Genomic DNA, 22,453 nt, shown 5'->3' with positions numbered 1-22,453 from the left:
GGCGCCGCCGTCACACGTCGGTGACGCGGAGCCCGGCGTGCGCCTTGTAGCGGCGGTTGGTGGAGATCAGGTTGGCGACCAGTCCCTCCACCTGGTGGGCGTTGCGCAGCCGCCCGGCGAAGACGCCCCGCATACCGGGGATGCGGGCGGCCAGGGCCTGCACGATGTCGGTGTCGGCCCGCTTGTCGCCGAGGACCATCACGTCGGTGTCGATCTCCTCGATCTCCGGGTCCTCCAGGAGGACGGCGGAGAGGTGGTGGAAGGCGGCGGTGACACGGGAGTCCGGCAGCAGCGCCTCGGCCTGCTGGGCGGCGCTGCCCTCCTCGACGGTGAGCGCGTAGGCGCCCTGCTTGTCGAAGCCGAGCGGGTTGACGCAGTCCACGACGAGCTTGCCCGCGAGGTCCTCGCGGAGCGACTTCAGGGTGTCGGCGTGGCCGTCCCACGGCACGGCGACGATCACCACGTCGCTGCGGCGGGCGGTCTCGGCGTTGTCGGCGCCCTCGACTCCGTGGCCCAGTTCCCCGGCGGCCGCGTGCGCGCGGTCCGCGGAGCGGGAGCCGACGATCACCTTCTGGCCGGCCTTGGCGAGCCGGTAGGCGAGCCCCTTGCCCTGCGGTCCGGTGCCGCCGATCACGCCGACGGTCAGCCCGGAGACGTCGGGCAGGTCCCAGGGGTCCTTGGCGGGGGCCTTCGCGGGGTCCTTGGCAGAACCCGTACCGCTCTGCTGTGCGCTGTCGCTGGAGGTCATGGGCCGACTCTACGTCCGTACCGGTGCCGCCACCCGGCGAGGGTGGGCCGCGTCCGGCGGTACCCGCAGGGGTGAACCCCGCGTGAACTGCGGTGCGCAAGTGACCGGTTGCGGCAGGATGCGGCCGCATGGACGCCGTACGGGTCGCGCTGCTGCGCGAAGTGCTCGCCGGGACCGAGTGGTTGGGCGCCACCCGGCGGTTCGCGGGGGTGCTGCGCGGCTCGGTGACGGCCCACGGCGGCGGCCTGCTGGTGGCGGGCACCGAGGAGTACGAGCCCTGGCACCTGGCCGCGCACCTGGTGGACGAGGCGGCCTGGTCCGGCACGCCCGAGCTGGCCCCCACCCTGGTGCGCCACCACGCCCGCCCCGGCGACCCGGCGCACCTGGCGGTCGGCCCCGGCCGGATCGCGGAGGCCCGGCGGGGCGAGACCCTGCTGGTGGTGGCGCCTCAGGAACCGGCCGAGCTGCTGGAGCGGGTGCACAGCGCACGGCGGTCCGGGGTGACCGTACTGGCGCTCGGGGCGGGCGGGGGCGAGCTGGCCGCGATGGCGCACGAGACGCTGGCGGTGCCGGACGGTGCGGAGCTGGACCTGGACAGCGTGCAGCACCTGGTGAGCGCGGCGGCCGGGGAGAACGCGGGGCCGCCCAGGGCCCGCCGGGGGTTCCGGGACCGGCTCTCCCGGCTGGCGGAGACCCTGACAGCGCCCCCGGCGGCGCCCTGGTGAGAGAGGGGTCTGGCGGGAAAACCCTGGTGAGCGACACGAAGCCGCCCCCACCGGCGGTGGGGGCGGCTCAGGGCCACGTCTGAACAAAGCGCCGCGTCAGTCCTTGTCGGACTCGTCGGCGGGGGTGTCCTGCCAGCGCGGGTCGTTCTCCCACTCGCGGTTGCGCTCGCGGGCGATCTCCACCGCGTGCCGCGCCTCGTCCGGGGAGGCGTAGGGACCCAGGCGGTCCTCGCCGGGACAGTCGGGACCCTCCTCGACCTTCTTGTGGTCCAGGCAGTAGTACCACTCGCCCGGCTTGCCCTGGGCGCGCTTCTTGAACAGGGACATCAACGGCTCCTCTCGCCACCCACATGTTCCCCCATGCCCGCTGGTTAGACTCGCTGGCATGTCTGGCCAGTCGCTGCTCGTACCAGGGGAGCTCTCCCCCACCCGCCCGGTGCCCGGGAACATCCGCCGCCCGGAGTACGTGGGCAAGCCCGCGCCCGCGCCGTACACCGGTCCGGAGGTGCAGACGCCCGAGACGGTCGAGGCGATGCGCACCGCCGGCCGGATCGCCGCGCGGGCCATGGCGGAGGCGGCGAAGATCATCGCCCCCGGTGTCACCACGGACCAGCTCGACAAGGTCGCGCACGACTACATGTGCGACTACGGGGCCTACCCGTCGACGCTGGGCTACCGGGGCTTCCCGAAGTCGCTGTGCACGTCGGTCAACGAGGTCATCTGCCACGGCATCCCGGACTCGACGGTGCTCCGGGACGGCGACATCGTCAACCTGGACGTCACCGCGTACATCGGCGGGGTGCACGGTGACAACAACGCCACCTACCTGGTGGGCGAGGTGGACGACGAGTCCCGTCTGCTGGTCGAGCGCACCCGGGAGGCGCTGAACCGGGCGATCAAGGCGGTGAAGCCCGGCCGCCAGATCAACATCATCGGCCGGGTCATCGAGTCCTACGCCAAGCGCTTCGGCTACGGCGTGGTGCGGGACTTCACCGGCCACGGCATCAACTCGTCGTTCCACTCCGGGCTGATCGTGCCGCACTACGACTCCCCGCACGCCACCACGGTCATCCAGCCCGGCATGACCTTCACCATCGAGCCGATGCTGACCCTCGGCACCCACGAGTACGACATGTGGGACGACGGCTGGACCGTGGTCACCAAGGACCGCAAGCGCACGGCCCAGTTCGAGCACACCCTGGTGGTGACGGACACCGGCGCGGACATCCTGACTCTCCCCTAGGGGGTGTCTTGTCGATCACGCCGGGCCCGACAAGACACCCCCTGGGGAATCAGCGCTCCAGCACGACCCGGCCGCCGACCTCCACCCAGCCGTGCGGCTGGGGGGCGGTGAGGATCTGGGAGCCGCGGCCCTGGGTGATGTTGAGGGCGCGGCCGAGCCGGTCGGTGAGCAGCAGCGCGGCCGCGCCGGTCGCCTCGTCCTCGTCGATCCCGTCGCCCCGGCCGGGGAAGGCACGGGCCCGCACCCGTCCCGCCGCCTCGTCCTCCCAGGCCCAGGAGTAGACCCACTCCCCGGGCGGGGGCACCTGAAGGGCGTCGACCTCGGCGGCGCTCGCGTACTGGCGCAGGGTGCGCGGCGGGGCCCACTCCGCGCGGGCCTCGATCCAGGTGAACTCGCCGTCCAGCCGGGTGCCGACCTCCCCGGCGGGTGTCACCAGTTCGGGTACGTCGAGCAGCCAGGCGGTGCCGACGCAGGGGTGGCCCGCGAAGGGCAGCCGGGAGGCGGGGGTGTAGATGTCGATCACCCCGCGCTCGGGGTCGTCCACGAACACGGTCTCGCTGAAGCCGAGTTTGGCGGCGAGCGCCTGCCGGTCGTCCCGTCCGGGCATGAGCGAGCCCTCGCGGACGACGCCCAGTTCGTTCCCGTAGCCGCCCGAGGGGCCGCAGAAGACCCGGAGCACGTCGTAGTCAGTCACCGGTGCATTGAAGCATCGCGGGCGCTTGACCTGCTCTTTACTCTTACTTGAGATCGTTTTTTGGACGCCGAAATCAAGTCGTGTCTGTGATCTTTTCGTGCCGGTCGAATCCGGTATCGGGCGGGGACGGACGGACTAAGGCTCGGGTAAGTTAGGCAAGCCTCACCGAACGAGCGGGCGGGTTCGTGCCGCCCTGACCGCCTGGAGCCCGTATGCGAGCCGCCCGTCCGATCGCGATCGCCGTCACCGCGGCCGCCACGCTGACCGCCCTGTCGGCCTGTACCGCCAAGAGCGACGCCAAGGGCGGCGACGCCATCCAGGTCACCGCCGCGGACACCACGTGCGACACCTCCGCGAAGTCGGTGCCGGCCGGCCAGGTCACCCTGAAGATCGAGAACAAGGGCTCGCGCGCCACCGAGGTCGAGATCGTCTTCCCCGACGACCGGATCGTCTCCGAGAAGGAGAACATCGGGCCGGGCACCAAGTACACGCTGACCGCCGAGGTGAAGGCGGGCTCCTACGAGATCGCCTGCCGTCCCGGCATGAAGGGCCACGGCGTCCGGCAGAAGCTCGAGGTGACCGGTTCCGGCACGTCCGCGAAGCGGAACCCGGCGCTGGACACGGCGGTCGCCGGATACCGCCAGTACGCGCAGGACCAGGCCGACGAGACGGTCCCGCTCGCCGAGACCTTCGCCAAGGCGGTCCAGGCCGGCGACCTCGACGCCGCGAAGAAGGCGTACGCGCCCTCGCGGCTCGGCTGGGAGCGCACCGAGCCGGTGGCCGAGTCCTTCGGCGACATCGACCCCAAGGTCGACACCCGCGCCGACGGCCTGGAGGACGGCCAGAAGTGGACCGGCTGGCACCGGCTGGAGAAGTCCCTCTGGCAGGACAAGAAGCTCGGCGCCGAGGACAAGAAGCTCGCCGCCGAGCTGGTCACCGACCTCAAAGACTGGCAGCGCCGCGTCGGCAAGGCCGAGATCACCCCGACTTCCATGGCCAACGGCGCCAAGGAGCTGCTGGACGAGGTCGCCACCGGCAAGGTCACCGGCGAGGAGGACCGCTACGCGCACACCGACCTGGTCGATTTCAAGGGCAACGTCGAGGGCGCGCAGAAGGCGTACGAGCTGCTGAAGCCGGTCGCCGCCAAGAACGACTCGGCCCTCACCGGTGAACTGGACAAGCAGTTCGCGGCGCTGGACAAGCTGCTGGACAAGTACCGCCCCGCCAAGGACTCCTACGACTTCGTCTCCTACGACAAGGTCGGCAAGGACCAGCGCAAGGAGCTGTCCGACGCGGTGAACGCCCTGGCCGAGCCGCTCTCCAAGCTCGCGGCCGCGGTCGTCAAGTAGGCACGGGAGCACGGGAGATGAACGAGAACGAGCGGGGCGGCCCCTCGCGGCGCGCGCTGATCGGCTGGGGCGGTGCCGGGCTCGCGCTCGGTGCCGCCGCGGCGGGCGGCGGTGTGGCCCTGTCCGACGACGGCCCGGACCCGGCGCCTGCGGGCTCGGGCGGCGCCGTGGAGTTCCACGGCGCCCACCAGGCGGGCATCGCCACCCCGGTGCAGGACCGGCTGCACTTCGCCGCGTTCGACGTGAAGACGGAGGACCGCGCGGAGTTCGTCCAGTTGCTCAAGGACTGGACGGCGGCGGCCCGGCTGATGGCGGCCGGGAAGCCGGTCGGTGAGGGCGCGTACGGCGGCCTCGCCGAGGCCCCGCCGGACGACACCGGCGAGGCGCTGGGCCTGAACCCCTCCCGGCTGACCCTCACCGTGGGCTTCGGACCCTCCCTCTTCGAGCGGTTCGGCCTGGCCGACCGGCGCCCGGCCGCGCTGACGGACCTGCCGAAGTTCCCCGGCGACAACCTGGACAGGTCCCGTACCGGGGGCGACCTCTGTGTACAGGCGTGCGCGGACGATCCGCAGGTGGCGGTGCACGCCATCCGCAATCTGGCCCGCATCGGCTTCGGCAAGGTCGCGGTGCGCTGGTCCCAGCTCGGGTTCGGCAAGACCTCCTCGACCACGCCGGACGCCCAGACCCCGCGCAACCTGATGGGCTTCAAGGACGGCACCCGCAACATCGCCGGCACCGAGACCGCCCGGCTGGACCGGCACGTCTGGGTGTCCGCCTCGGACGGCGACGCCAAGTCGACCTGGATGACCGGGGGTTCGTATCTGGTCGCCCGGCGCATCCGGATGAACATCGAGACCTGGGACCGTACTTCGCTCCAGGAGCAGGAGGACGTGTTCGGCCGGGACAAGGGCGAGGGGGCGCCGGTCGGGAAGGCGAAGGAGCACGACGCGCCGTTCCTGAAGGCGATGAAGCCCGACGCCCATGTGCGCCTGGCCCACCCCGACTCCAACGGCGGGATCACCATCCTGCGCCGGGGCTACTCCTTCACCGACGGCACGGACGGGCTCGGCCGCCTTGACGCGGGCCTGTTCTTCCTGGCCTACCAGCGTGACGTGCGGGAGGGGTTCATCCCGCTCCAGCGGCGGCTCGCCGCGCACGACGCGCTCAACGAGTACATCCAGCACGTGGGTTCGGCGGTCTTCGCGGTCCCGCCCGGTGTCCGTGACTCCCACGACTGGTGGGGCCGGACGCTGTTCTCCAAGGAGGCGTAGTCCGTGTTCTCCAACTATCTGATCGGTCTGCGCGAGGGTCTGGAGGCGTCGCTCGTCGTCTGCATCCTGATCGCCTACCTGGTCAAGACCGGCCGCCGGGAGGCGTTGAAGCCGATCTGGACCGGCATCGCCATCGCGGTCGCGCTCGCGCTCGGCTTCGGCTGCGCGCTCGAGTTCGGCTCGCAGGAGCTGACGTTCCAGGCGCAGGAGGCGCTGGGCGGATCGCTGTCCATCCTCGCGGTGGGCCTGGTGACCTGGATGGTGTTCTGGATGCGGCGCACCGCCCGGCACCTCAAGACGGAGCTGCACGGCCGGCTCGACGCCGCCCTCGCCATGGGCACGGGCGCGCTGGTCGCCACCGCGTTCCTCGCGGTGGGCCGGGAGGGGCTGGAGACCGCGCTGTTCGTCTGGGCGTCGGTGCACGCGGCGAGCGACGGCACCCCGCGCCCGCTGATCGGCGTGGCCCTCGGTATCGCCACGGCGGTGCTGCTGGGGTGGCTGTTCTACCGGGGCGCGCTGCGCATCAACCTGGCGAAGTTCTTCACCTGGACCGGCGGGATGCTGGTCGTGGTCGCGGCGGGCGTCCTCGCGTACGGCGTCCACGACCTCCAGGAGGCGGGCTGGGTGCCGGGACTGACGGACCTGGCCTTCGACATCAGCGGCACGATTCCGCCGGACAGCTGGTACGGGACGCTGCTGAAGGGTGTCTTCAACTTCCAGCCCGATCCCACGGTGGTCCAGCTCACGGTGTGGCTGCTGTATCTGGTGCCGGTGCTGACGTTGTTCCTGCTCCCCTCCCGCGGGCCCGTCCGTACGGCCGGGGCCGCGGCGAGCGCGGCGAAGTAGGCGGCCCCTCGGCGGGTCGGACGCCTCTCCCCTCCCGGTAGGGTTCGCCTCCGGGAAGGGGAAGGTGACGTCGCCTGATGAGCAGGGATCGCAGCGGTCGCGGGGCTCGCGGCCGGAACCGGAGGGCACGCATAGCGGCCTCGCTGGCCGTCTGCGCGCTGATGACCAGCGGATGTGTCGTGGTGCACGGCGAGCGGGAGGTGCTGCCCGCGGCGAGCCGTGCGGAGGCCGCTCGCGCTCTCACCCGGTTCACGGAGGCGTACAACAGGGCCGACCGGGCCTACGACTCCTCCCTCGACGCCGGGTATGTCACCGGGGCGTTCGGCGCGATCGACGCCGCGCGGTTGACGGCGGGTCACGCGAACAGTCCGGGCGGGAACTCCCGGCACACTCCGCTGACCCTGACCGACGCCAGGTTCACCATTCCGGCGAAGGCCGGCTGGCCCCGGTGGTTCGTCGCGGACGCCAAGGGCAACAAGGGGGGTTCCGCACGGTGGTTGATGGTGTTCGTGCGGGATGGTCTCGGCGAGTCGTGGCGGGTGGCGTATCTGACGCTGGTCCCCGCCGCCCAGCTGCCGGAGTTCCGCGTGCGGGCGGACGGCTGGGCCGAGGCGGTGCCGGCCGCTGACCTGAGTTCGCGGTACGCGGCCTATCTGCGGGACGGGGGCAGGACGTTCGCCGACGGCCCGAGCACGAGCGGCTGGCGCGCGATCCGCGCCCGGCAGGCCCGCAAGCCGGGCCTGGTGCGCCAGTACGTCGACGAGCCGCTGACCCGCGACGCCTTCGCCCCCCTGGCCCTCCGTACGGCCGACGGAGGCACGCTCGTCTTCTTCGCCTCCCACCACTACGAGAAACGCACGGCCGCCGCCGGAACGTCCGTCGCCGTACCCAACCGGGACGTCCAGGCCCTCACCAAGGGCGAGGTCAAGCAGTCCCTGACGCTCGAGTTCGTCGCCAACCAGGCGGCGTTGGACCCCGCGGGCGGCGGGCCGGTGTCGGTGCTGGGACGAGTGCAGGGGCTGACCGCCGCGCGGGGCGAGTAGCGCGTGCCCGGCCGGAGGCCGAAGGTGTTCAGTGCCGGGACGGCCAGGGCGTGGCGGCGTGGTGGTCGGATTCCGTGCCGGCGTGGCGGGCGCAGGCGTCCGTCAGGGATTCCAGCAGGGTGAGGGGCTCGGGGAGGGCGTGTTCCGGGCCTCGGACCCAGCGGACGCCACGCGTCGGGGCGCCGGGGAGGCGGGCCGGGGGGACGAGGACGTAGGAGCCTCGGCAGTGCCAGCGGAGGCCGGGGTGTTCGTCCATCGTCTCGGGGTGACAGTCCAGCTCACAGGGCCACCACTCGTCCTCGTCCTCGGGCGTGCCCCGGGTCTGGGTGAAGAAGAGCATGCGCCCGTCATCGCTCTCGGCGACCGGGCCGACCTCCACGCCCTCCCCGAGCAGCCGGTCGAGGGCGGCGCGCCCGGCGTCCAGCGGGACGTCGAGCACGTCGTGGGTCATGCCGGTCGCGGTGATGAAGTTGGCCTCGGGCTGCTCACGCGCCCACCGCTCGATCTGCGCGCCATCGGTGGTCGCCTGGGTCTGCCAGGCGAAGGACACCGGATGCCGGGCGGGAGTGGGACAGCCGACGCGGTCGCAGGAACACCCGTACCCCGGCGCGGGATACGCGGCGGGCGCCAACGGCAACCCGGCCTGGGCAGTGGCGACCAGCATCGCCTCACGGCCACCGTCGCCGGCGGTCTCGTCCTTGGGACGCCGTCCACGCAGCCACTGGGAGATCCTGCCCTGCCGGCCGGACCGGCCGCCGAACGTCGCGCTCATCTGTCCCCTCGCCTCGCTGTGGTGCGGACAGCATGCCTCATCGTCCCATCATCCCGCGCCGCGGGGAGACCGAGCACGGATATGAAGGAACCTGGCGAGACATACTTCACAATGAAGGGGTATGCACGATTTTCCCCTTTCTTTGCCAGGGAAATGCGTTCCAAGGGCTGGCCGACGGCCACGTTCCGGGCCGCTCGGAGAGCGTCCGTACGGTCCCGCTTCCGAGGAGGCTCCGCACCCGGAAAAACGTTGGCCGGTCCGCGGCTGAGCTGCGACGATGCTCTCCGCTTCTTCGCCGGAGGATATTTGTACATTTTCGTGTGTGCAGGGTGCGGCGCCAGGCTGACGGTCCCGCTGTCCCAGGTCGCGCTGCCGGCCCACGCTCATCAGAAGTACGGGAACGGGGTTCAGCTCCCGGTGCTCATGGAGTCGGGCACGTTCGCCGTGGACCCCGAACGTCGGGACGTGTCCGACGGCATCCCCGGCGAGGTCGTCATCGCGCCCGGAGACGCCCGCGGCACTGTGCTGATCCCGGAGCGGGCCGGTGGCTACTGCTGCGGCCTCGACTGGGCTGAGGGCCCCAACATGGCCTGTGAGGGGTGCGGCCTGCCCGTGGCGACACGCATCGACGACTGCTCGCTCTGGCAAGCGGTCTGGCTGGCGCCGGACGCCGTGCGCCGCCTCCCCGTCGACGACACGGCCCCCCTCACGCTCTCCTGGGCGGAACTGCTGGAGGAGGGCAAGCGCACGTCCCCGTACGAGCCGATCACCCGATGGGGCTCACTGCTCGGGCTGGACCATCAGTGGTCATGGAGCCCGCAGTGGGAGGCGGCCGCCGGCCGGGCGCTCGCCCATCTGCTGGCGGCCTCCGACGGCCGGCCGGTGACCGTCCCGCACGGGCTGACCGCGGAGGTGTTCCAGCGCGCCCTTGACGCCCTCCTGCCGGGGGGCCGGCCGGCGCGGCACGCCGTTCTGGCCGGACCGGGACTGCCCGGCCCCGACGCGGACGCCGACATCCTGCTCGTCCCGGTCCATCCGCGGACCGGGGAGACCTGGAGCCCGCCCGGCCGGCGCGCATCGGCATATCCGGTGCCGCTGCCCTTCGGGGTGTGGCTGTGCCTGGCCTTCCCCGAGCCGCATGTGCGCCTCCCCGCGTCGGGCAGCATGCCCGAGGGCGTTCTCCGCGACGACCCGCCCGCGCCGCGCCCCCGTCACCCGTTCCGGATCGACGAGCGGGTCTTCCGGAACACCCTGACGAGGTTGCCGGCCGCCGGTGGCCCGTGGCTGCGCGAGATCCTCGAGGACCTCACGCCCCACATGCGCTCCGGCCTCTTCTAGCCGACCGGCGGAGGGGCCCCGGGCAGGGTGATCAAGAAACGGCCTGGTCGTCCCCGGGCGGCGGCCAGGCATCGCCCCACTCGGCGTCACGGGCGGCCTTGTACAGATCACCGTGCCGTCTGGTGACGGTCGTCCGCCGCAGCCGCTCGTCCGCCTCGCACAGATCGAGCAGCACCTGCCCCTTGCGGATCTGCGGCCGCCGCACGATACGCGCGGGGGCCGGCTCGGCGGGCAGCCGGGTCGCGGCGACGTAGCTGAACTTCTCGTCCTCGTACGCCAGCGAACCGCCCTTGACCTGCCGGTGCAGCGAGGAACGGCTGACCCGCGCCGCGAAGTGGCACCAGTCCGTGCCCGGCACGATCGGGCACGCCGCACTGTGCGGACACGGCGCGGCGACCCGGAATCCGGCCGCGATCAGCCGGTCGCGGGCCTCGATGATCCGCTCGTACCCGGCCGGGGTCCCGGCCTCCACGATGACGACGGACCGCGCGGCGGCGGCCGCGTCGACGAGGGCGGCCCGGTCGGGGCCGGACAGCTCGTTGAGGACGTACGACACGGTGACGAGGTCGGTCTCCGGCACCTCCAGCGCCGCCCCGATCCGGGCCCGCCGCCATGCGGCACCGCGCAGCGCGGGATGCGAACCGGCGATCTCCCGCCCGAGGGCGAGCGCGGGCTCGGCCCAGTCCAGCACGGTGACCGGGCGCTCCCCGTCCCAGGTGGCGGCCACGGCCCAGGTCGCGGCGCCGGTCCCGCCCCCGACGTCCACATGGCTGCCCGGCACCCACTCGGGCACCGCGTCCGCGAACGCCTCCAGCGCCGCCCGCACCGCCTCGAACGTCGCCGGCATCCGGTAGGCCGCGTAGGCCGCCACATCGGCCCGGTCCCGCAGGATCGGCGCGTTCGTCGGGGTGTCCCCCCGGTAATTGCTGATGAGCCGCTCGACGGCGGAAGCCGCCTGCCGGGGCGGCAACCCGTCCAGCACCCCGGCAAGGGTGGAACGGAGCGTATCGGCGGCGGAGGCGGGGGCGTTCACCCGACGATTCTCTCAGGTGCGCGCAGGCGTAGGCGGGCCTGTGGGACTAGGCGTCCCGTACCGCCTTCGCCAGGCGGGAGGCCAGGGCCGCTCGGGGGTGGCTGTCGGGGGGCCGGCGGACCGGGTGGACCGTGTTGGCCAGGAGGACCAGGAAGGTGTCCGTCGACGGGTCGATGACGAGGGACGTGCCGGTGAACCCCGTGTGGCCGGCCGCGCCGTGGCCCGAAAGGGTGCCCATGAACCAGGGCTCGTCGAGGGCGAAACCGAGGCCGGGTGGGGTGAGGAGGAGTTCGACGAAGTCGGGGCCGAGGATGCGGGCGGGCCCGTACGCGCCGCCCGCGAGGAGGGCGCGGCAGAAGACGGCGAGGTCGGGGCCGGTGGAGAAGAGGCCCGCGTGGCCCGCGACCCCGCCCAGCGCCCAGGCGTTCTCGTCGTGGACGACACCGCGCAGCATCCCCCGGTCCGCCTTCGCCCAGGGCCGTCGCTGGTCCTCGGTGGCCGCGGCGTCGGGGCGGGGCCCGTACGAGGTCGCCGTCATGCCCAGCGGGCGGGTGATGCCGTCGGCGATCAGTACGTCCAGGGTCCGCCCGGTGATCCGCTCCAGCACGAACTGCAGGAACAGCATGCCGAGGTCGGAGTACAGGTACTCCCCCGGCTTCGACGTGGGCGGCTCCGCGCGGAGCCGGGCCAGGCGGGCGGTGAGGGCGGGGTACTCGTACAGCGGGAGTTCGGGCGCCAGCCCGGCGGTGTGGGTGAGCAACTGCCTGACGGTGACGCCGTGTTCGGCCGCCCCGGTGAACTCGGGCAGGTACGCGCCCACGCGGGCGTCGATCCCGAGGGTGCCCCGCTCTATCTGCTGGAGCGCCGCGACGGACGTGAACAGCTTGGTGAGCGAGGCGAGGTCGAAGGGGGTGTCCAGGGTGACCGGCACCCGCTGGGCGGGCGGCAGTTCGACGCCGGTGCCGGACCTCGCGTCCCAGGCGGCGTACCGCACGGCCCACCCCGACGCCTCGGCGACCGCGATCACCGGCCCGCGCCCGGCCACCGCGACGGCCCCGGCCGCCCAGGGGTGCGCCCCCGCGGTGAGGGCGTGCAGGTCGTCGGTGAGGCGGGCCATCTCCGCCGGGTCCAGCCCGGCCCGCTCGGGGGTGCCGGGACGGAGTCTCGGTGCGCTCAGTGGTCCACTCCCTCCAGGCCCGCGCCCGCCTTCCAGGGACGGCACAGTCCCATGAAGCAGACCCCCGCGACCAGCGCGGCAGCCAACTGGACGACGGCCATCGGGACGGCGGTGCGCTCCCCGGCGATCCCGACGAGCGGGGAGGCGACCGCGCCGACGAGGAAGGAGGTCGTACCGAGCAGCGCGGAGGCGGAACCGGCGGCGTGCCGGGTGCGCAGCAGGGCGAGCGCCTGGGTGTTGGGCATGGTGAAGCCCATCGCCGACATGAGCACGAACAGGGCGGCGGCGACGGGCGCGAGCCCGGCCTCGCCGAACACCCCGGTGGCCATGAGCAGCAGCGCGGTCGCGGCCAGCACGATCACCGCGAGGCCGCAGGCGAGCACCCGGTCGAGCCGGACCCGGCCCACCAGCAGCTTGCCGTTGATCTGCCCGGCGACGACCAGGCCGACCGAGTTGAGCCCGAACAGCAGGCTGAATGTCTGCGGGGAGGCGCCGTAGACCTCCTGGACGACGAACGGGGACGCCGAGACGTACGCGAACAGCGCGGCGAAGGCGAAGCCGCCCGCGAGGAGGTAGCCGGTGAAGGGCAGGTCGGCGAGGAGGCCGCGCATGGTGCGCAGGGACTCCTTGACCCCGCCCCGGTGCCGTTCGGCGGGCGGCAGCGTCTCGGGCAGCCGCAGCCAGACCAGCGCGGTGAGCACGGCCCCGATGCCGGTCAGGACGACGAACACGCCCCGCCAGTCGGTCACCCGGAGGATCTGCCCGCCGATCAGCGGGGCGACGATCGGGGCGACCCCGGATATCAGCATCAGGGTGGAGAAGAAGCGGGCCATGGCGACGCCGTCGTACAGGTGGCGTACGACGGCCCGCGCGATGACGATCCCGGCCGCGCCCGCGAGGCCCTGCGCCAGCCGGAAGGCGACGAGCGTCCCGACGGTGGGCGCGAACGCGCACAGGGCCGTGGCGACGAGGTACACCGCGAGCCCGGTCAGCAGCGGGCGGCGCCGGCCCCACCGGTCGCTCATCGGGCCGACGAGCAGCTGCCCGAGCGCCATCCCGGCCAGACAGGCGGTGAGGGTGAGCTGCACGGTGGCGGCGGGCGCGTGCAGGGTCCGGGTGACCTCCGGCAGCGAGGGCAGGTACATGTCCATCGCCAGCGGTGTGGTGGCGGTGAGCGCCCCGAGCATGAAGGTGACGAGCACCCCGCGCGGCCGCTCCGCGACCCCGGCCACCCCTCGGGGGGCCTCCACCTCCAGTGCCGTCACGGCATCCCGCTCACCCATACAACCCCTCCCAGCCAGAACCCCGGACGACGCCCACCATGGTCTCAGCTCCGGGGTGGTGTGGGGGACGTGTGTACGAAGGTCGCCGAGGGCTCGGCTCGGGGGGCGGCCCTCGGCAGGCACTCACGCCTGCCGGGCAGCCCGGCGAGGGCACGGGCGGCCCTGCGCCAGATCGCGGCCCCGGGGGCGGGGAGAGCCGCAGCGCCGCTGAACCGGGTCCCCGCCGGAGGCGTCAGCGGCGGTGGCGGCCGCCCTGCTGGGAGGCGGCTTCCGTCGGAGTCTCCGGCGCGCGGGCCCGGCGGCGGCCGCCCTGCGGGGGCACCGTCTCGGCGGAGGGGTCCGCCGGGCGTTCCCGGCGGCGGCCGCCTGGCGCCGCTTCGGCGGGGGCGCCCGCCGTAGCGGCCCGGCGGCGGCGCAGGATCGCCCAGGCGCCCGCGCCCAGCAGCGCCGCGGTGCCGGCCGCGCCCTCGGCGAGGCGGAGGGGGGACGGACCGGGCGGGGTGGCGGAGGCGTGGGCGGAGTGTTCCTTCGGAAGGGGGCTGACGGTCGGCCGGCTGCCCTTCGTACCGCCGGGGGCGGCGAGCAGCCCGACCGGCTGGGCGGCGCGGCCCGCGCCGAAGCCCCAGTCGAGGAGGGCGGCGGTCTGCTCGTACACCGCGTTGCTGCCCTCGGCGGGGTGCATGACGGTGACCAGCAGGGTGCGGCCGCCACGGGTGGCGGCGCCGGTGAAGGTGTTGCCCGCGTGGCTGGTGTAGCCGTTCTTGACGCCGAGCAGTCCCGCGTACGGCCGCAGCCCCCACGCGCCGGTGAGCAGGCGGTCGGTGTTCTGGATCTGGAAGGTCTTCTTGCCGCCGGCCGGGAAGTCGGCGGTACGGGTGCCGCAGTGGCGCCGGAAGTCGGGGTTCTCAAGTCCGGCGCGGGCGAACAGCGTGAGGTCGTACGCCGAGGAGATCTGACCGGGGTGGTCGAAGCCGTCCGGGCTGACCACATGGGTGTCGAGGGCGTGCAGGTACTCGGCCCTGGCCTGCATCTCGGCGACCGTGCGGGCGATCCCGCCGTTCATGTGGGACAGCACGTGCACGGCGTCGTTGCCCGAGCGCAGGAACACGCCCTGCCAGAGCTGCTCCACGGTGTACGTGGTCCCGGCCTGGACGCCGACGAGGCTGGACCCGGACGGTATGTCGGCGAGGTCGGCCTCGGTGACCCGGTACCGCTGCTCGGGGGCGAACTTGGGCAGCACGGTGTCCGCGAACAGCATCTTCAGCGTGGAGGCGGGCGCGAGCCGCCGGTGCGCGTTGTAGGAGGCGAGCACCTCGCCGGTGTCCCGGTCGGCGACGAGCCACGCCTGCGCGGTGAGCTTCTTCGGCAGCCCGGCCGCCCGCACCTGGACCCCGCCGAGGCCGAGCCGCTCACCGCCCACGACGCCGGCTCCCGCGGATCTCGCACCCGCGGATCTCGCCCCGGCGGCGGAGGCGGGGGCGGTGGCGGTCAGGGGCACGGCGGCCGCCGCGAGACCGAGAAGGGCACGTCGGCTGAGCGGGGAACTTTCACGCACCCGGGGACCGTACACCGGCTCCGAACGGCCCTTACCCGGGGGAGGTGTTTCCCCGGCCAGGACTTTGCCCTGTCATGTAGGTCTGATGGCCCCGTAGCACGGCGGCCCCCCGCCAAGCCCGTGTCCCCCTTACGCGTGACCCGTCTCGAACCGCGAGATCCGCCCGTCGTCGGCCACGGTGAACGTCCACCGGGTCCGCATCTCGCCCCAGGTGTCGTTGCGGTAGCGGGCGACGAGCGCGCGTCCGCCCCGGGACTCGTTGTCGACCTCCAGGTGGCCGTGGGTGGAGAAGATCTCCTGGTCGATCCAGACGGCGAGGTCGCGGTCGGCGCCGTCGTCGGCCATGGTCGCGCCGGGCGCGAGGAGGGACATGAAGCCTTCGCGGTCATGGGAGTTGACGGCGTGCACGAAGGCCCGTACGGCCGGGTCGCGCAGCTTGGCGGGCTGAATCGTCATGGCGTCAGGCTCACACCGCTCCCGGTGCCCTGCCACCGGACGTACCCCGCCCGCACCACCCGGACGCCCGTTCCGGGAGGCCGGACGGAGTACCCGGTGCGACGGTGGACGCAAGGGAAAGGGAGTCACCATGACCTGTTACGACCGACGCGACGTGGGCCTGCTGCTCCTCCGGCTGAGCACCGGCGGGGTGCTGGCCGCGCACGGTGCGCAGAAGCTGTTCGGCTGGTTCGGCGGCCACGGGCTGGTGGGCACCGGCCAGTTCATGGAGTCCGTGGGCTTCGCCCCCGGCAAGGCGAGCGCGACGGCGGCGGGGGTCGCGGAGGCGGGCGGCGGCGTCCTGCTGGCCCTCGGCCTGGCGACGCCGGTCGCGGGCGCGTCGGCGGCCGGCGCGATGGCGGGTGCGGCGGCCCTGCACGTCCCCAACGGCTTCTTCGCCCAGGAGGGCGGCTACGAGTACGCCGCCAGCCTCGGCCTCGCCGCCGCCGGCCTCGCCGTCACCGGACCGGGCCGGCTCTCCCTCGACCATCTCCTCGGCCATGTCTTCGACCGGAACTGGATGGTCCCCGCGGCCCTGGGCGTCACGGCGGCGGCCACGGCGGTCGTCATCGGCGCCCGCAACCGCCGGCTGCGGCAGACGGTGATCACCGAGCAGGAAGTGCTGTTCGAGGAGTAGCCACAGGGGGCTCTCGGGGTGGGGTACGACAGACGAGTCGGGCTGTACGCCGGGTTCTGTTCCGGGGGCCCTCGCGGGCGTCCCGGTGACGGCCATCCATCTAGGGCCGGTGTTGCCACCGGCCTCGTGCGGTCTACCCGCGGACTCGGGCGGGCAGCCCTCGATCGTCCGCGCAGAAACACCGGGGTGTTTCCTTTTGACCTTGCTCCGGGTGGGGTTTACCTAGCTGCCCAGGTCACCCTGGGCACTGGTGGTCTCTTACACCACCGTTTCACCCTTACCCCGCGCCGAGGCGCGAGGCGGTCTGTTCTCTGTGGCACTGTCCCGCGAGTCGCCTCGGGTGGCCGTTAGCCACCACCCTGCCCTGTGGAGCCCGGACGTTCCTCGGGAAGCCCCGTAAGGGACTCCACGCGGCCGTCCGCCCGGCTCGTCTGCCGTGCCGACCATGGTACCGGGCCGGGCGGCCGGCGCGGACCGGCGCCCGGGGCCCGTACGCTGGCGCGGAGGCCGAGAGAAGGAGTTGTCCGTGCTGGTCCTGCTGCCCCCGTCGGAGGGAAAGGCGTCCTCGGGCCGGGGTGCCCCGCTGAAGCCCGAGTCGCTGTCCCTGCCCGGCCTCGCCGCCGCCCGGCAGGCCGTGCTCGCCGAGCTGGTGGAGCTGTGCGCCGGGGACGAGGAGAAGGCACGCGAGGTCCTGGGACTGAGCGAGGGGCTGCGCGGCGAGGTCGCCAAGAACGCCGGTCTGCTCACGGCCGGCGCCCGCCCGGCGGGCGAGATCTACACCGGCGTCCTCTACGACGCCCTCGGCCTGGCCACCCTCGACCCCGCCGCCAAGCGCCGCGCGGCCCGCTCGCTGCTGGTGTTCTCCGGCCTCTGGGGCGCGATCGGCGTCACCGACCGCATCCCCTCCTACCGCTGCTCGATGGGCGTCAAGCTGCCCGGTCTCGGCGCGCTGGCCGGGCACTGGCGGGCCCCGATGGCCGAGGTGCTGCCCGAGGCGGCCGGGGACGGGCTCGTGCTCGACCTGCGCTCCGCCGCGTACGCCGCCGCCTGGAAGCCCAGGGGCGAGATCGCGGGGCGCACGGCGACGGTACGGGTGCTGCACGCGCCCACCCGCAAGGTGGTCAGCCACTTCAACAAGGCGACCAAGGGCCGTATCGTGCGCGCGCTGCTCACCCAAGGTGCCGCGCCGAAGGGCCCCGCCGAGCTGGCCGTCGCGCTGCGGGACCTCGGGTACGAGGTGGAGGCGTCGGCGCCGGAGAAGGCCGGGAAGCCCTGGGCGCTGGACGTCCTGGTGGACGACGTCCACTGAGCGTTCCCGGGCGCTATTGCAGCATGTGCAACGTTCGTTGCGCAGGCTGCTCCCCCTGGGCACGATGGCGTCCATGACCTCAACCGCGCCCTCCCCGGCCTCCGTACTGGACCTCGCGCCCGTCCTCCCCGTCGTCGTGCTCTCCGACGCCGCCGACGCCGTACCGCTGGCGCGGGCGCTGGTCGCCGGGGGGCTGCCCGCGATCGAGGTCACGCTGCGCACGCCGGCCGCGCTGGACGGCATCCGGGCCATCGCCGAGGAGGTGCCCGAGGCGGTGGTGGGCGCCGGGACGGTGATCACGCCGGAACAGGTGAGCCGGTGCGTGGCGGCGGGGGCGCGGTTCCTGGTCTCCCCCGGCTGGACCGAGTCGCTGCTCGCCGCGCTGCGGGAGTCCGGGGTGCCGTTCCTGCCGGGGGTGTCCACCGCCTCGGAGGTGGTGGCGCTGCTGGAGCGCGGGGTGCGCGAGATGAAGTTCTTCCCGGCCCAGGCGGCGGGCGGTACGGCCTATCTCAGGTCCCTCGCCGGGCCGTTGCCCGACGCCCGCTTCTGCCCGACGGGCGGGATCGCCGAGGCGAACGCGCCGGAGTATCTGGCGCTGCCCAACGTGGGCTGCGTGGGCGGCAGCTGGATGGTCCCGGCGGACGCGGTGGCCGCCGGGGACTGGGCCCGGATCGAGGAGCTGGCGCGGGGTGCGGCCGGGCTCAGGGACGCAGGTGGGACGTGTCGTTGAACAGCCGTACGCTCGCGTTGCCGTCGGCGTAGTACGCCACCGCCGACAGTGAGGCGGCCGACAGCTCCATCCGGAAGAGGGACTCGGGCGGGGCGCCCAGGGCGAGGCGCAGCAGGGTCTTGATCGGCGTGACGTGGGTGACCAGCAGCACCGTACGGCCCGCGTACTCGGCGACCAGCCGGGCGCGGGTCTCCTCGATCCGCTCGGCGGTCTCCGCGAAGCTCTCGCCGCCACCGGTGGGACGCGCCTGCGGGTCACCGAGCCAGGCGGTCAGGTCGTCGGGGTAGCGCTCGCGGGCCTCCGCGAAGGTCAGCCCCTCCCACGCGCCGAAGTCCGTCTCGCGCAGCCCGTCGTCCACGCGCACGTCCAGCCCCAGCCGGGCGGCGACGATCCCGGCGGTCTCCCGCGTGCGGGCCAGCGGCGAGGCGACGACCGCCTGGACGGTCCCCCGCCGCGCCAGCGCCTCCGCCACCAGCCGCGCCTGCTCCCGCCCCACCTCGGACAGCGCGGGATCACTCCCTCCGCTCCCGGAGAACCGCTTCTGCGGAGTGAGCGGCGTCTCCCCGTGCCGCAGCAGCACGAAGGTCGCGGGCGCCCCGAGATCGGGAGCCGCGCTCCAGCCGGGCGAGGAGGTGGTGGCGGAGGCGACGGTACGCGCGGCCCGGGCGTCGCTCCGAGCGGGCTCGGCCGAAGCCGCCGGCTCGGATGGGAGCGCGGGCCGTCCCTGGGCCAGAGCCGCCCTCGCGGCCGCCGCCCCCGCGCGGGCGTCCCCGGGAGGACCCTCGGGCTCGAGAACCGCCGGAGCCCGAGGCGTCCACGCCTCGCCCTTCGCCCCCGCGTCCATCGCCTCGTTCGCCAGCCGGTCGGCGTGCTTGTTGCGTTCGCGCGGTATCCACTCGTAGGTGACCCGGCCGGGCGGGAAGATGCCGCGGGCCTCGGCCGCGAGGGGCTTCATGTCGGGGTGCTTGATCTTCCAGCGGCCCGACATCTGCTCGACGACCAGCTTGGAGTCCATGCGGACCGCAACCCGCGCCTCGGGGTCGAGGGCGTGGGCGGCGCGCAGGCCGGCGAGGAGACCGCGGTACTCGGCGACGTTGTTGGTGGCGACGCCGATGAACTCGGCGGCCTCGGCCAGGGTCTCCCCCGTGGCCGCGTCACTCACGGCGGCCCCGTACCCCGCCGGGCCGGGGTTGCCCCGCGACCCGCCGTCGGCCTCGACGACGAACTCCCGCACGCCCAGAGCTCCTTACCGCCGCTCCACCGGAACGACTACAGACCCGACTCCGCCGTGCGCACCAGGATGCGGTGGCAGTTCTCGCAGCGGACCACCTGGTTCCGCGCGGCCGCGCGGATCTCGCTCAGCTCGGTGATCGCCAACTCCTGACGGCAGCCCTGGCAGGTGCGGGCGTACAGCTTGGCCGCGCCGACGCCGCCGCCCTGGACACGCAGGCGGTCGTACAGCTTGAGCAGGTCGGCCGGGACGGACGCGGAGACGACCTCGCGCTCCTTGGTCACCGCGGCGGCCTCGTCGTCCAGCTCGCGGAAGGCGGCGTCGCGGCGCGCGGTGGCGTCGTCCGACTTGGCCTGCAGGGAGGCGACCCGCTCGGTCAGCTCGGCGACCCGCGCCTGGGCGGCCTCGCGGCGCTCCATGACCTCGAGGACGACGTCCTCCAGGTCGCCCTGGCGCTTGGCGAGGGAGGCGATCTCGTGCTGGAGGCCGGTGAGGTCCTTGGGCGAGGTGACCGCGCCGGAGTCCAGGCGCTGCTGGTCGCGGGTGGCGCGGCGGCGCACCTGGTCCACGTCCTGCTCGGCCTTGGTCTGCTCGCGGGCGCAGTCGCTCTCCTCGGTCTGCGCGGCCACCAGCAGGTCGCGCAGCTGGACGAGGTCCTTGCCCAGCGTCTCGATCTCGGCGTGCTCGGGGAGCGACTTCCGCTTGTACGCGATCTGCTGCAGGCGGACGTCGAGGTCCTGGACGTCGAGGAGTCGGATCTGGTCGGCGGGCTCGGCGTTCAGTTGGGGGCTCCCGTGGGGCTAGTGGTGAGGGGGGACGCCGCGTGGGCGGTCCAGGGGTCGGTGACCGTCGTGGACACGTGGACGCGAAGGCCCCAGCCGTGACGGTCGGAGATCTGGTCGAGTTCGGCCGCGGCCAGCTCGCACCAGGGCCACTCGGTGGCCCAGTGGGCCGCGTCGAGGAGGGCGAGCGGGCGCTCGGCGACGGACGCGGTGGCCGCGACGAACTCGGACGCGGGGTGGTGGCGCAGGTCGGCGGTGAGGAAGGCGTCCACACCGGCCGCGCGGACCCGGTCGAAGAGGCTGTCGCCGGAGCCGCCGCTGACGGCGACGGTACGGACGACGGCGTCGGGGTCGCCGGCCACCCGGATGCCCTGCGCGGTGGCGGGCAGCCGTTCGGCGGCGCGCTGGGCCAGCTCGCGCACGGTCAGCGGGTGGTCCAGCTCGCAGATCCGGCCCAGGCCCCGGCGTCCGGCCGGGTCGTCGGGGTCGGGTACGAGGGGACCGGTGACCCGGAGGTCCAGCGCGCCGGCGAGGGCGTCGGAGACTCCGGGGTCGGCCTTGTCGGCGTTGGTGTGCGCCACGTGCAGGGCGACGTCGTTCTTGATCAGCGTGTGCACGACGCGGCCCTTGGGGGTGCCGGCGGCCACCGTGGTCGTCCCGCGCAGATAGAGCGGGTGGTGTGTGACGAGCAGGTCCGCGCCGAGCCGTACGGCCTCGTCGGCGACCTCCTGCACCGGGTCCACGGCGAACAGGACGCGGGTGACCTCCTGGCCGGGGTCGCCCGTGACCGTGCCGACCGCGTCCCAGGACTCGGCCCGCTCGGCGGGCCACAGGGTCTCCAGGGCGGCGATGACTTCAGACAGACGGGGCACGAGGAAAGGCTACCTGTCCGTCCAGGGGGGCCGTACCGCGTACGGCGGCCCCGGGCCCGGTACGCCCAGACCCGCCCTCTCCTCAGAGGAATCGCTTCTGCGCCACCCGTATGTGTGAAGTGGTCCGGACCCGGCCCCCCGGCCGTGCGTACGAAAACTAGCTTCGTCGCCGGAGGTGACCGAACCATGACGGCCTGTGCGATCGAATCCCCGTCGACCGGCGCGGAACACGAGGCGCCCACGACGCGGTACGCCATCACGGCGGACGGCGCGTACGCCGCCCGGCTCGCGCTGGACGGGGAGAGCTGGTTCCCGGAGCGCTGGACGCTGGACGGCCCGGAGCCGTACGCGGTGCCGCTGCCCGGCGGGCAGCCGGAGGAGCCGGGTACGGAGGTGCAGCCCATGGGGGACGGGCGGGTGCTGATCCACCGGCTGGTGGAGTCGCGGCACGCCTTCTCCCTGCTCTACCCGACCGGGCCCGGCACCGGTGAGCTGGCGGTGGGCGCGGTGGAGTGCGGGTCCGACACCTACGTCACCCTGCTGCCGCCCGCGCCGGGGGGCGAGCGGGCGTACGCGCTGGCGGTGTGCGAGACGTCCACGGTGGTGTGGCTGGTGGCGGGCGGTGCGGCGGGGCCGGAGCGGGTGGCCGAGGTGCCGGGGCGCTGCTCGGGCGGGGTGTGGCTGGAGCCGGCCGGCCGGATGCTGGCGCTCGACCGGGAGCTGGCGGGCCGGACCAAGACGGTCGTGGTGGACCTGGGGCGGGACGGGGAGGTCTCCGCTCTGCTGGAGATCGCGCCCGACAGCGACGACCGGTTGCTGCTGGCCGACCCGGACAGCGGGCTGGTGCTGATCTCCTCGGACGCGGCCTCGCCGGGGCAGGAACGATTGGGCTGGGGCGTGCTCGGCAGCACCCTCCCGGTCCGCTTCCCCGGCGCGCTGCGGCTGCCGGACTGCACGGTGACGCCGTTCGCCATCCAGCCGGGCCAGGTCCTGACCCCGGAAACCTGCGCGGTGGCCCTGCGGGTGGACGGCCCCCTCGGCACCTGGATCGCCATCTGGCACCCCACCGACCGCCAGGCCCGCCACCTCCCGGCCCCGGAGGGGTGGCTGGCGGGCTCCGGCCTGTGGACCCCGGAGGGCGTGCTCCGCCTCCCGTACTCGACGGCCCAGGCCCCCTGCGGAGTGGCGGAACTGAACCCTCCGGCACGGGACCCGGCCCCCGCGGAGCCCGCGCGCGCCGGGGAACCGGAGCCCCCGGCGCCCCGCCCGGTCCCCCTGCGGGAGGCCCCGCTCGCCCGGGCGGCCGCCGAGTAGCGACGC

General features: G+C 73.7%; 23 protein-coding genes and 1 other RNA gene. 11 read left to right on the top strand and 13 right to left on the bottom strand.

Annotation, left to right across the window (positions count from 1 at the left end; genetic code table 11):
* Window positions 1-10 precede the first annotated feature (10 nt).
* Complete coding sequence (gene npdG / locus EV284_RS14700; RefSeq protein WP_130334054.1) at window positions 11-748, bottom strand: NADPH-dependent F420 reductase; 738 nt, start codon at window positions 746-748, stop codon at window positions 11-13.
* Between the two features lie 128 nt (window positions 749-876).
* Here npdG and EV284_RS14695 point away from each other — a divergent pair, with 128 nt between their 5' ends.
* Window positions 877-1,473 carry a hypothetical protein gene (locus EV284_RS14695; protein ID WP_130334052.1) on the top strand — a complete coding sequence of 199 codons (597 nt, stop codon included), beginning with the start codon at window positions 877-879 and terminating at the stop codon, window positions 1,471-1,473.
* 96 nt (window positions 1,474-1,569) lie between these two features.
* On the opposite strand, the gene EV284_RS14690 is transcribed toward EV284_RS14695, so the two are convergent.
* Window positions 1,570-1,800 carry a hypothetical protein gene (locus EV284_RS14690; protein ID WP_130334050.1) on the bottom strand — a complete coding sequence of 77 codons (231 nt, stop codon included), beginning with the start codon at window positions 1,798-1,800 and terminating at the stop codon, window positions 1,570-1,572.
* 58 nt (window positions 1,801-1,858) lie between these two features.
* Here EV284_RS14690 and map point away from each other — a divergent pair, with 58 nt between their 5' ends.
* The gene (gene map / locus EV284_RS14685; RefSeq protein ID WP_130334048.1) at window positions 1,859-2,716 is read left to right on the top strand and encodes a type I methionyl aminopeptidase; all 858 of its coding nucleotides are present in this window, start codon (window positions 1,859-1,861) and stop codon (window positions 2,714-2,716) included.
* Between the two features lie 49 nt (window positions 2,717-2,765).
* On the opposite strand, the gene EV284_RS14680 is transcribed toward map, so the two are convergent.
* Window positions 2,766-3,410: a PhzF family phenazine biosynthesis protein gene (locus EV284_RS14680; RefSeq protein WP_130334046.1), complete on the bottom strand. Its 645-nt coding sequence runs from the start codon at window positions 3,408-3,410 to the stop codon at window positions 2,766-2,768.
* Window positions 3,411-3,622: 212 nt separating this feature from the next.
* On the opposite strand from EV284_RS14680, the gene efeO reads away from it, so the two are divergent.
* The 4 genes from efeO (at window position 3,623) to EV284_RS14660 (ending at window position 7,919) form a co-directional block, all read left to right on the top strand.
* The gene (gene efeO / locus EV284_RS14675) at window positions 3,623-4,759 is read left to right on the top strand and encodes an iron uptake system protein EfeO (RefSeq protein WP_130334044.1); all 1,137 of its coding nucleotides are present in this window, start codon (window positions 3,623-3,625) and stop codon (window positions 4,757-4,759) included.
* 17 nt (window positions 4,760-4,776) lie between these two features.
* Window positions 4,777-6,030 carry an iron uptake transporter deferrochelatase/peroxidase subunit gene (gene efeB, locus EV284_RS14670; RefSeq protein ID WP_130334042.1) on the top strand — a complete coding sequence of 418 codons (1,254 nt, stop codon included), beginning with the start codon at window positions 4,777-4,779 and terminating at the stop codon, window positions 6,028-6,030.
* A 3-nt stretch (window positions 6,031-6,033) separates the two neighbouring features.
* Window positions 6,034-6,876, top strand: coding sequence for an iron uptake transporter permease EfeU (gene efeU / locus EV284_RS14665; protein WP_130334040.1), 843 nt, complete (start codon window positions 6,034-6,036; stop codon window positions 6,874-6,876).
* 77 nt (window positions 6,877-6,953) lie between these two features.
* Entirely contained in the window at window positions 6,954-7,919 is a 966-nt protein-coding gene (locus EV284_RS14660; protein ID WP_130334038.1) for a hypothetical protein, read from the top strand.
* 28 nt (window positions 7,920-7,947) lie between these two features.
* On the opposite strand, the gene EV284_RS14655 is transcribed toward EV284_RS14660, so the two are convergent.
* Window positions 7,948-8,691 carry a bifunctional DNA primase/polymerase gene (locus EV284_RS14655; RefSeq protein WP_130334036.1) on the bottom strand — a complete coding sequence of 248 codons (744 nt, stop codon included), beginning with the start codon at window positions 8,689-8,691 and terminating at the stop codon, window positions 7,948-7,950.
* A 306-nt stretch (window positions 8,692-8,997) separates the two neighbouring features.
* On the opposite strand from EV284_RS14655, the gene EV284_RS14650 reads away from it, so the two are divergent.
* A complete protein-coding gene (locus EV284_RS14650; RefSeq protein ID WP_130334034.1) occupies window positions 8,998-10,029 on the top strand; it encodes a hypothetical protein in 1,032 nt (343 codons plus the stop codon).
* A gap of 31 nt (window positions 10,030-10,060) precedes the next feature.
* Here EV284_RS14650 and EV284_RS14645 read toward each other — a convergent pair whose 3' ends face one another.
* The 5 genes from EV284_RS14645 to EV284_RS14625 form a co-directional block, all read right to left on the bottom strand.
* Window positions 10,061-11,062 carry a small ribosomal subunit Rsm22 family protein gene (locus EV284_RS14645; protein ID WP_130334032.1) on the bottom strand — a complete coding sequence of 334 codons (1,002 nt, stop codon included), beginning with the start codon at window positions 11,060-11,062 and terminating at the stop codon, window positions 10,061-10,063.
* Window positions 11,063-11,108: 46 nt separating this feature from the next.
* Window positions 11,109-12,284 (bottom strand): serine hydrolase domain-containing protein, encoded by a 1,176-nt coding sequence (locus tag EV284_RS14640; RefSeq protein ID WP_130334030.1) that lies wholly within the window; start codon window positions 12,282-12,284, stop codon window positions 11,109-11,111.
* Window positions 12,236-13,522, bottom strand: a complete 1,287-nt coding sequence (locus EV284_RS14635) for a multidrug effflux MFS transporter (RefSeq protein WP_242625683.1) — start codon at window positions 13,520-13,522, stop codon at window positions 12,236-12,238. The genes EV284_RS14640 and EV284_RS14635 overlap by 49 nt, the downstream gene beginning before the upstream one ends.
* Window positions 13,523-13,754: 232 nt before the next feature.
* A complete protein-coding gene (locus EV284_RS14630; protein WP_130334028.1) occupies window positions 13,755-15,077 on the bottom strand; it encodes a serine hydrolase in 1,323 nt (440 codons plus the stop codon).
* A 129-nt stretch (window positions 15,078-15,206) separates the two neighbouring features.
* The gene (locus EV284_RS14625) at window positions 15,207-15,533 is read right to left on the bottom strand and encodes a nuclear transport factor 2 family protein (RefSeq protein ID WP_130334026.1); all 327 of its coding nucleotides are present in this window, start codon (window positions 15,531-15,533) and stop codon (window positions 15,207-15,209) included.
* A 130-nt stretch (window positions 15,534-15,663) separates the two neighbouring features.
* On the opposite strand from EV284_RS14625, the gene EV284_RS14620 reads away from it, so the two are divergent.
* Complete coding sequence (locus tag EV284_RS14620; RefSeq protein ID WP_130334024.1) at window positions 15,664-16,209, top strand: DoxX family protein; 546 nt, start codon at window positions 15,664-15,666, stop codon at window positions 16,207-16,209.
* A gap of 29 nt (window positions 16,210-16,238) precedes the next feature.
* Here EV284_RS14620 and rnpB read toward each other — a convergent pair.
* An RNA gene (gene rnpB / locus EV284_RS14615) (RNase P RNA component class A) lies at window positions 16,239-16,639 on the bottom strand.
* 96 nt (window positions 16,640-16,735) lie between these two features.
* Here rnpB and yaaA point away from each other — a divergent pair.
* Together yaaA and EV284_RS14605 are read left to right on the top strand one after the other, a co-directional pair.
* Complete coding sequence (gene yaaA / locus EV284_RS14610; RefSeq protein WP_130334022.1) at window positions 16,736-17,518, top strand: peroxide stress protein YaaA; 783 nt, start codon at window positions 16,736-16,738, stop codon at window positions 17,516-17,518.
* Window positions 17,519-17,591: 73 nt separating this feature from the next.
* Window positions 17,592-18,248 carry a bifunctional 4-hydroxy-2-oxoglutarate aldolase/2-dehydro-3-deoxy-phosphogluconate aldolase gene (locus EV284_RS14605; RefSeq protein WP_130334020.1) on the top strand — a complete coding sequence of 219 codons (657 nt, stop codon included), beginning with the start codon at window positions 17,592-17,594 and terminating at the stop codon, window positions 18,246-18,248.
* Here the strand turns inward: EV284_RS14605 and EV284_RS14600 are convergent.
* Genes EV284_RS14600 through EV284_RS14590 form a run of 3 tightly spaced genes read right to left on the bottom strand, consistent with a single transcriptional unit; the run spans window position 18,220 to window position 21,133 of the window.
* Window positions 18,220-19,482: a bifunctional RNase H/acid phosphatase gene (locus EV284_RS14600; protein WP_130334018.1), complete on the bottom strand. Its 1,263-nt coding sequence runs from the start codon at window positions 19,480-19,482 to the stop codon at window positions 18,220-18,222. The genes EV284_RS14605 and EV284_RS14600 overlap by 29 nt on opposite strands.
* Before the next feature lie 35 nt (window positions 19,483-19,517).
* A complete protein-coding gene (locus EV284_RS14595; protein WP_130334016.1) occupies window positions 19,518-20,261 on the bottom strand; it encodes a C4-type zinc ribbon domain-containing protein in 744 nt (247 codons plus the stop codon).
* Window positions 20,258-21,133 carry a Nif3-like dinuclear metal center hexameric protein gene (locus EV284_RS14590; protein ID WP_130334013.1) on the bottom strand — a complete coding sequence of 292 codons (876 nt, stop codon included), beginning with the start codon at window positions 21,131-21,133 and terminating at the stop codon, window positions 20,258-20,260. The genes EV284_RS14595 and EV284_RS14590 overlap by 4 nt, the downstream gene beginning before the upstream one ends.
* A gap of 186 nt (window positions 21,134-21,319) precedes the next feature.
* Here EV284_RS14590 and EV284_RS14585 point away from each other — a divergent pair, with 186 nt between their 5' ends.
* Window positions 21,320-22,447, top strand: a complete 1,128-nt coding sequence (locus EV284_RS14585; RefSeq protein ID WP_130334011.1) for a hypothetical protein — start codon at window positions 21,320-21,322, stop codon at window positions 22,445-22,447.
* Window positions 22,448-22,453: the final 6 nt, after the last annotated feature.

It is taken from the genome of Streptomyces sp. BK022, assembly GCF_004217355.1.
Taxonomy (GTDB): domain Bacteria; phylum Actinomycetota; class Actinomycetes; order Streptomycetales; family Streptomycetaceae; genus Streptomyces; species Streptomyces griseoluteus.
This window is presented reverse-complemented; position numbering and strand designations above follow the sequence as displayed.

What these genes read in the sequence shown, in the direction of transcription:
- EV284_RS14655 (WP_130334036.1), bottom strand. Translation starts at nt 8,691, where the DNA reads ATGAGCGCGACGTTCGGCGGCCGGTCCGGCCGGCAGGGCAGGATCTCC.
- EV284_RS14695 (WP_130334052.1), top strand. Translation starts at nt 877, where the DNA reads ATGGACGCCGTACGGGTCGCGCTGCTGCGCGAAGTGCTCGCCGGGACC.
- EV284_RS14690 (WP_130334050.1), bottom strand. Translation starts at nt 1,800, where the DNA reads ATGTCCCTGTTCAAGAAGCGCGCCCAGGGCAAGCCGGGCGAGTGGTAC.
- npdG (WP_130334054.1), bottom strand. Translation starts at nt 748, where the DNA reads ATGACCTCCAGCGACAGCGCACAGCAGAGCGGTACGGGTTCTGCCAAG.
- EV284_RS14605 (WP_130334020.1), top strand. Translation starts at nt 17,592, where the DNA reads ATGACCTCAACCGCGCCCTCCCCGGCCTCCGTACTGGACCTCGCGCCC.
- EV284_RS14635 (WP_242625683.1), bottom strand. Translation starts at nt 13,522, where the DNA reads ATGGGTGAGCGGGATGCCGTGACGGCACTGGAGGTGGAGGCCCCCCGA.
- EV284_RS14625 (WP_130334026.1), bottom strand. Translation starts at nt 15,533, where the DNA reads ATGACGATTCAGCCCGCCAAGCTGCGCGACCCGGCCGTACGGGCCTTC.
- efeB (WP_130334042.1), top strand. Translation starts at nt 4,777, where the DNA reads ATGAACGAGAACGAGCGGGGCGGCCCCTCGCGGCGCGCGCTGATCGGC.
- efeO (WP_130334044.1), top strand. Translation starts at nt 3,623, where the DNA reads ATGCGAGCCGCCCGTCCGATCGCGATCGCCGTCACCGCGGCCGCCACG.
- EV284_RS14660 (WP_130334038.1), top strand. Translation starts at nt 6,954, where the DNA reads ATGAGCAGGGATCGCAGCGGTCGCGGGGCTCGCGGCCGGAACCGGAGG.
- map (WP_130334048.1), top strand. Translation starts at nt 1,859, where the DNA reads ATGTCTGGCCAGTCGCTGCTCGTACCAGGGGAGCTCTCCCCCACCCGC.
- EV284_RS14620 (WP_130334024.1), top strand. Translation starts at nt 15,664, where the DNA reads ATGACCTGTTACGACCGACGCGACGTGGGCCTGCTGCTCCTCCGGCTG.
- EV284_RS14585 (WP_130334011.1), top strand. Translation starts at nt 21,320, where the DNA reads ATGACGGCCTGTGCGATCGAATCCCCGTCGACCGGCGCGGAACACGAG.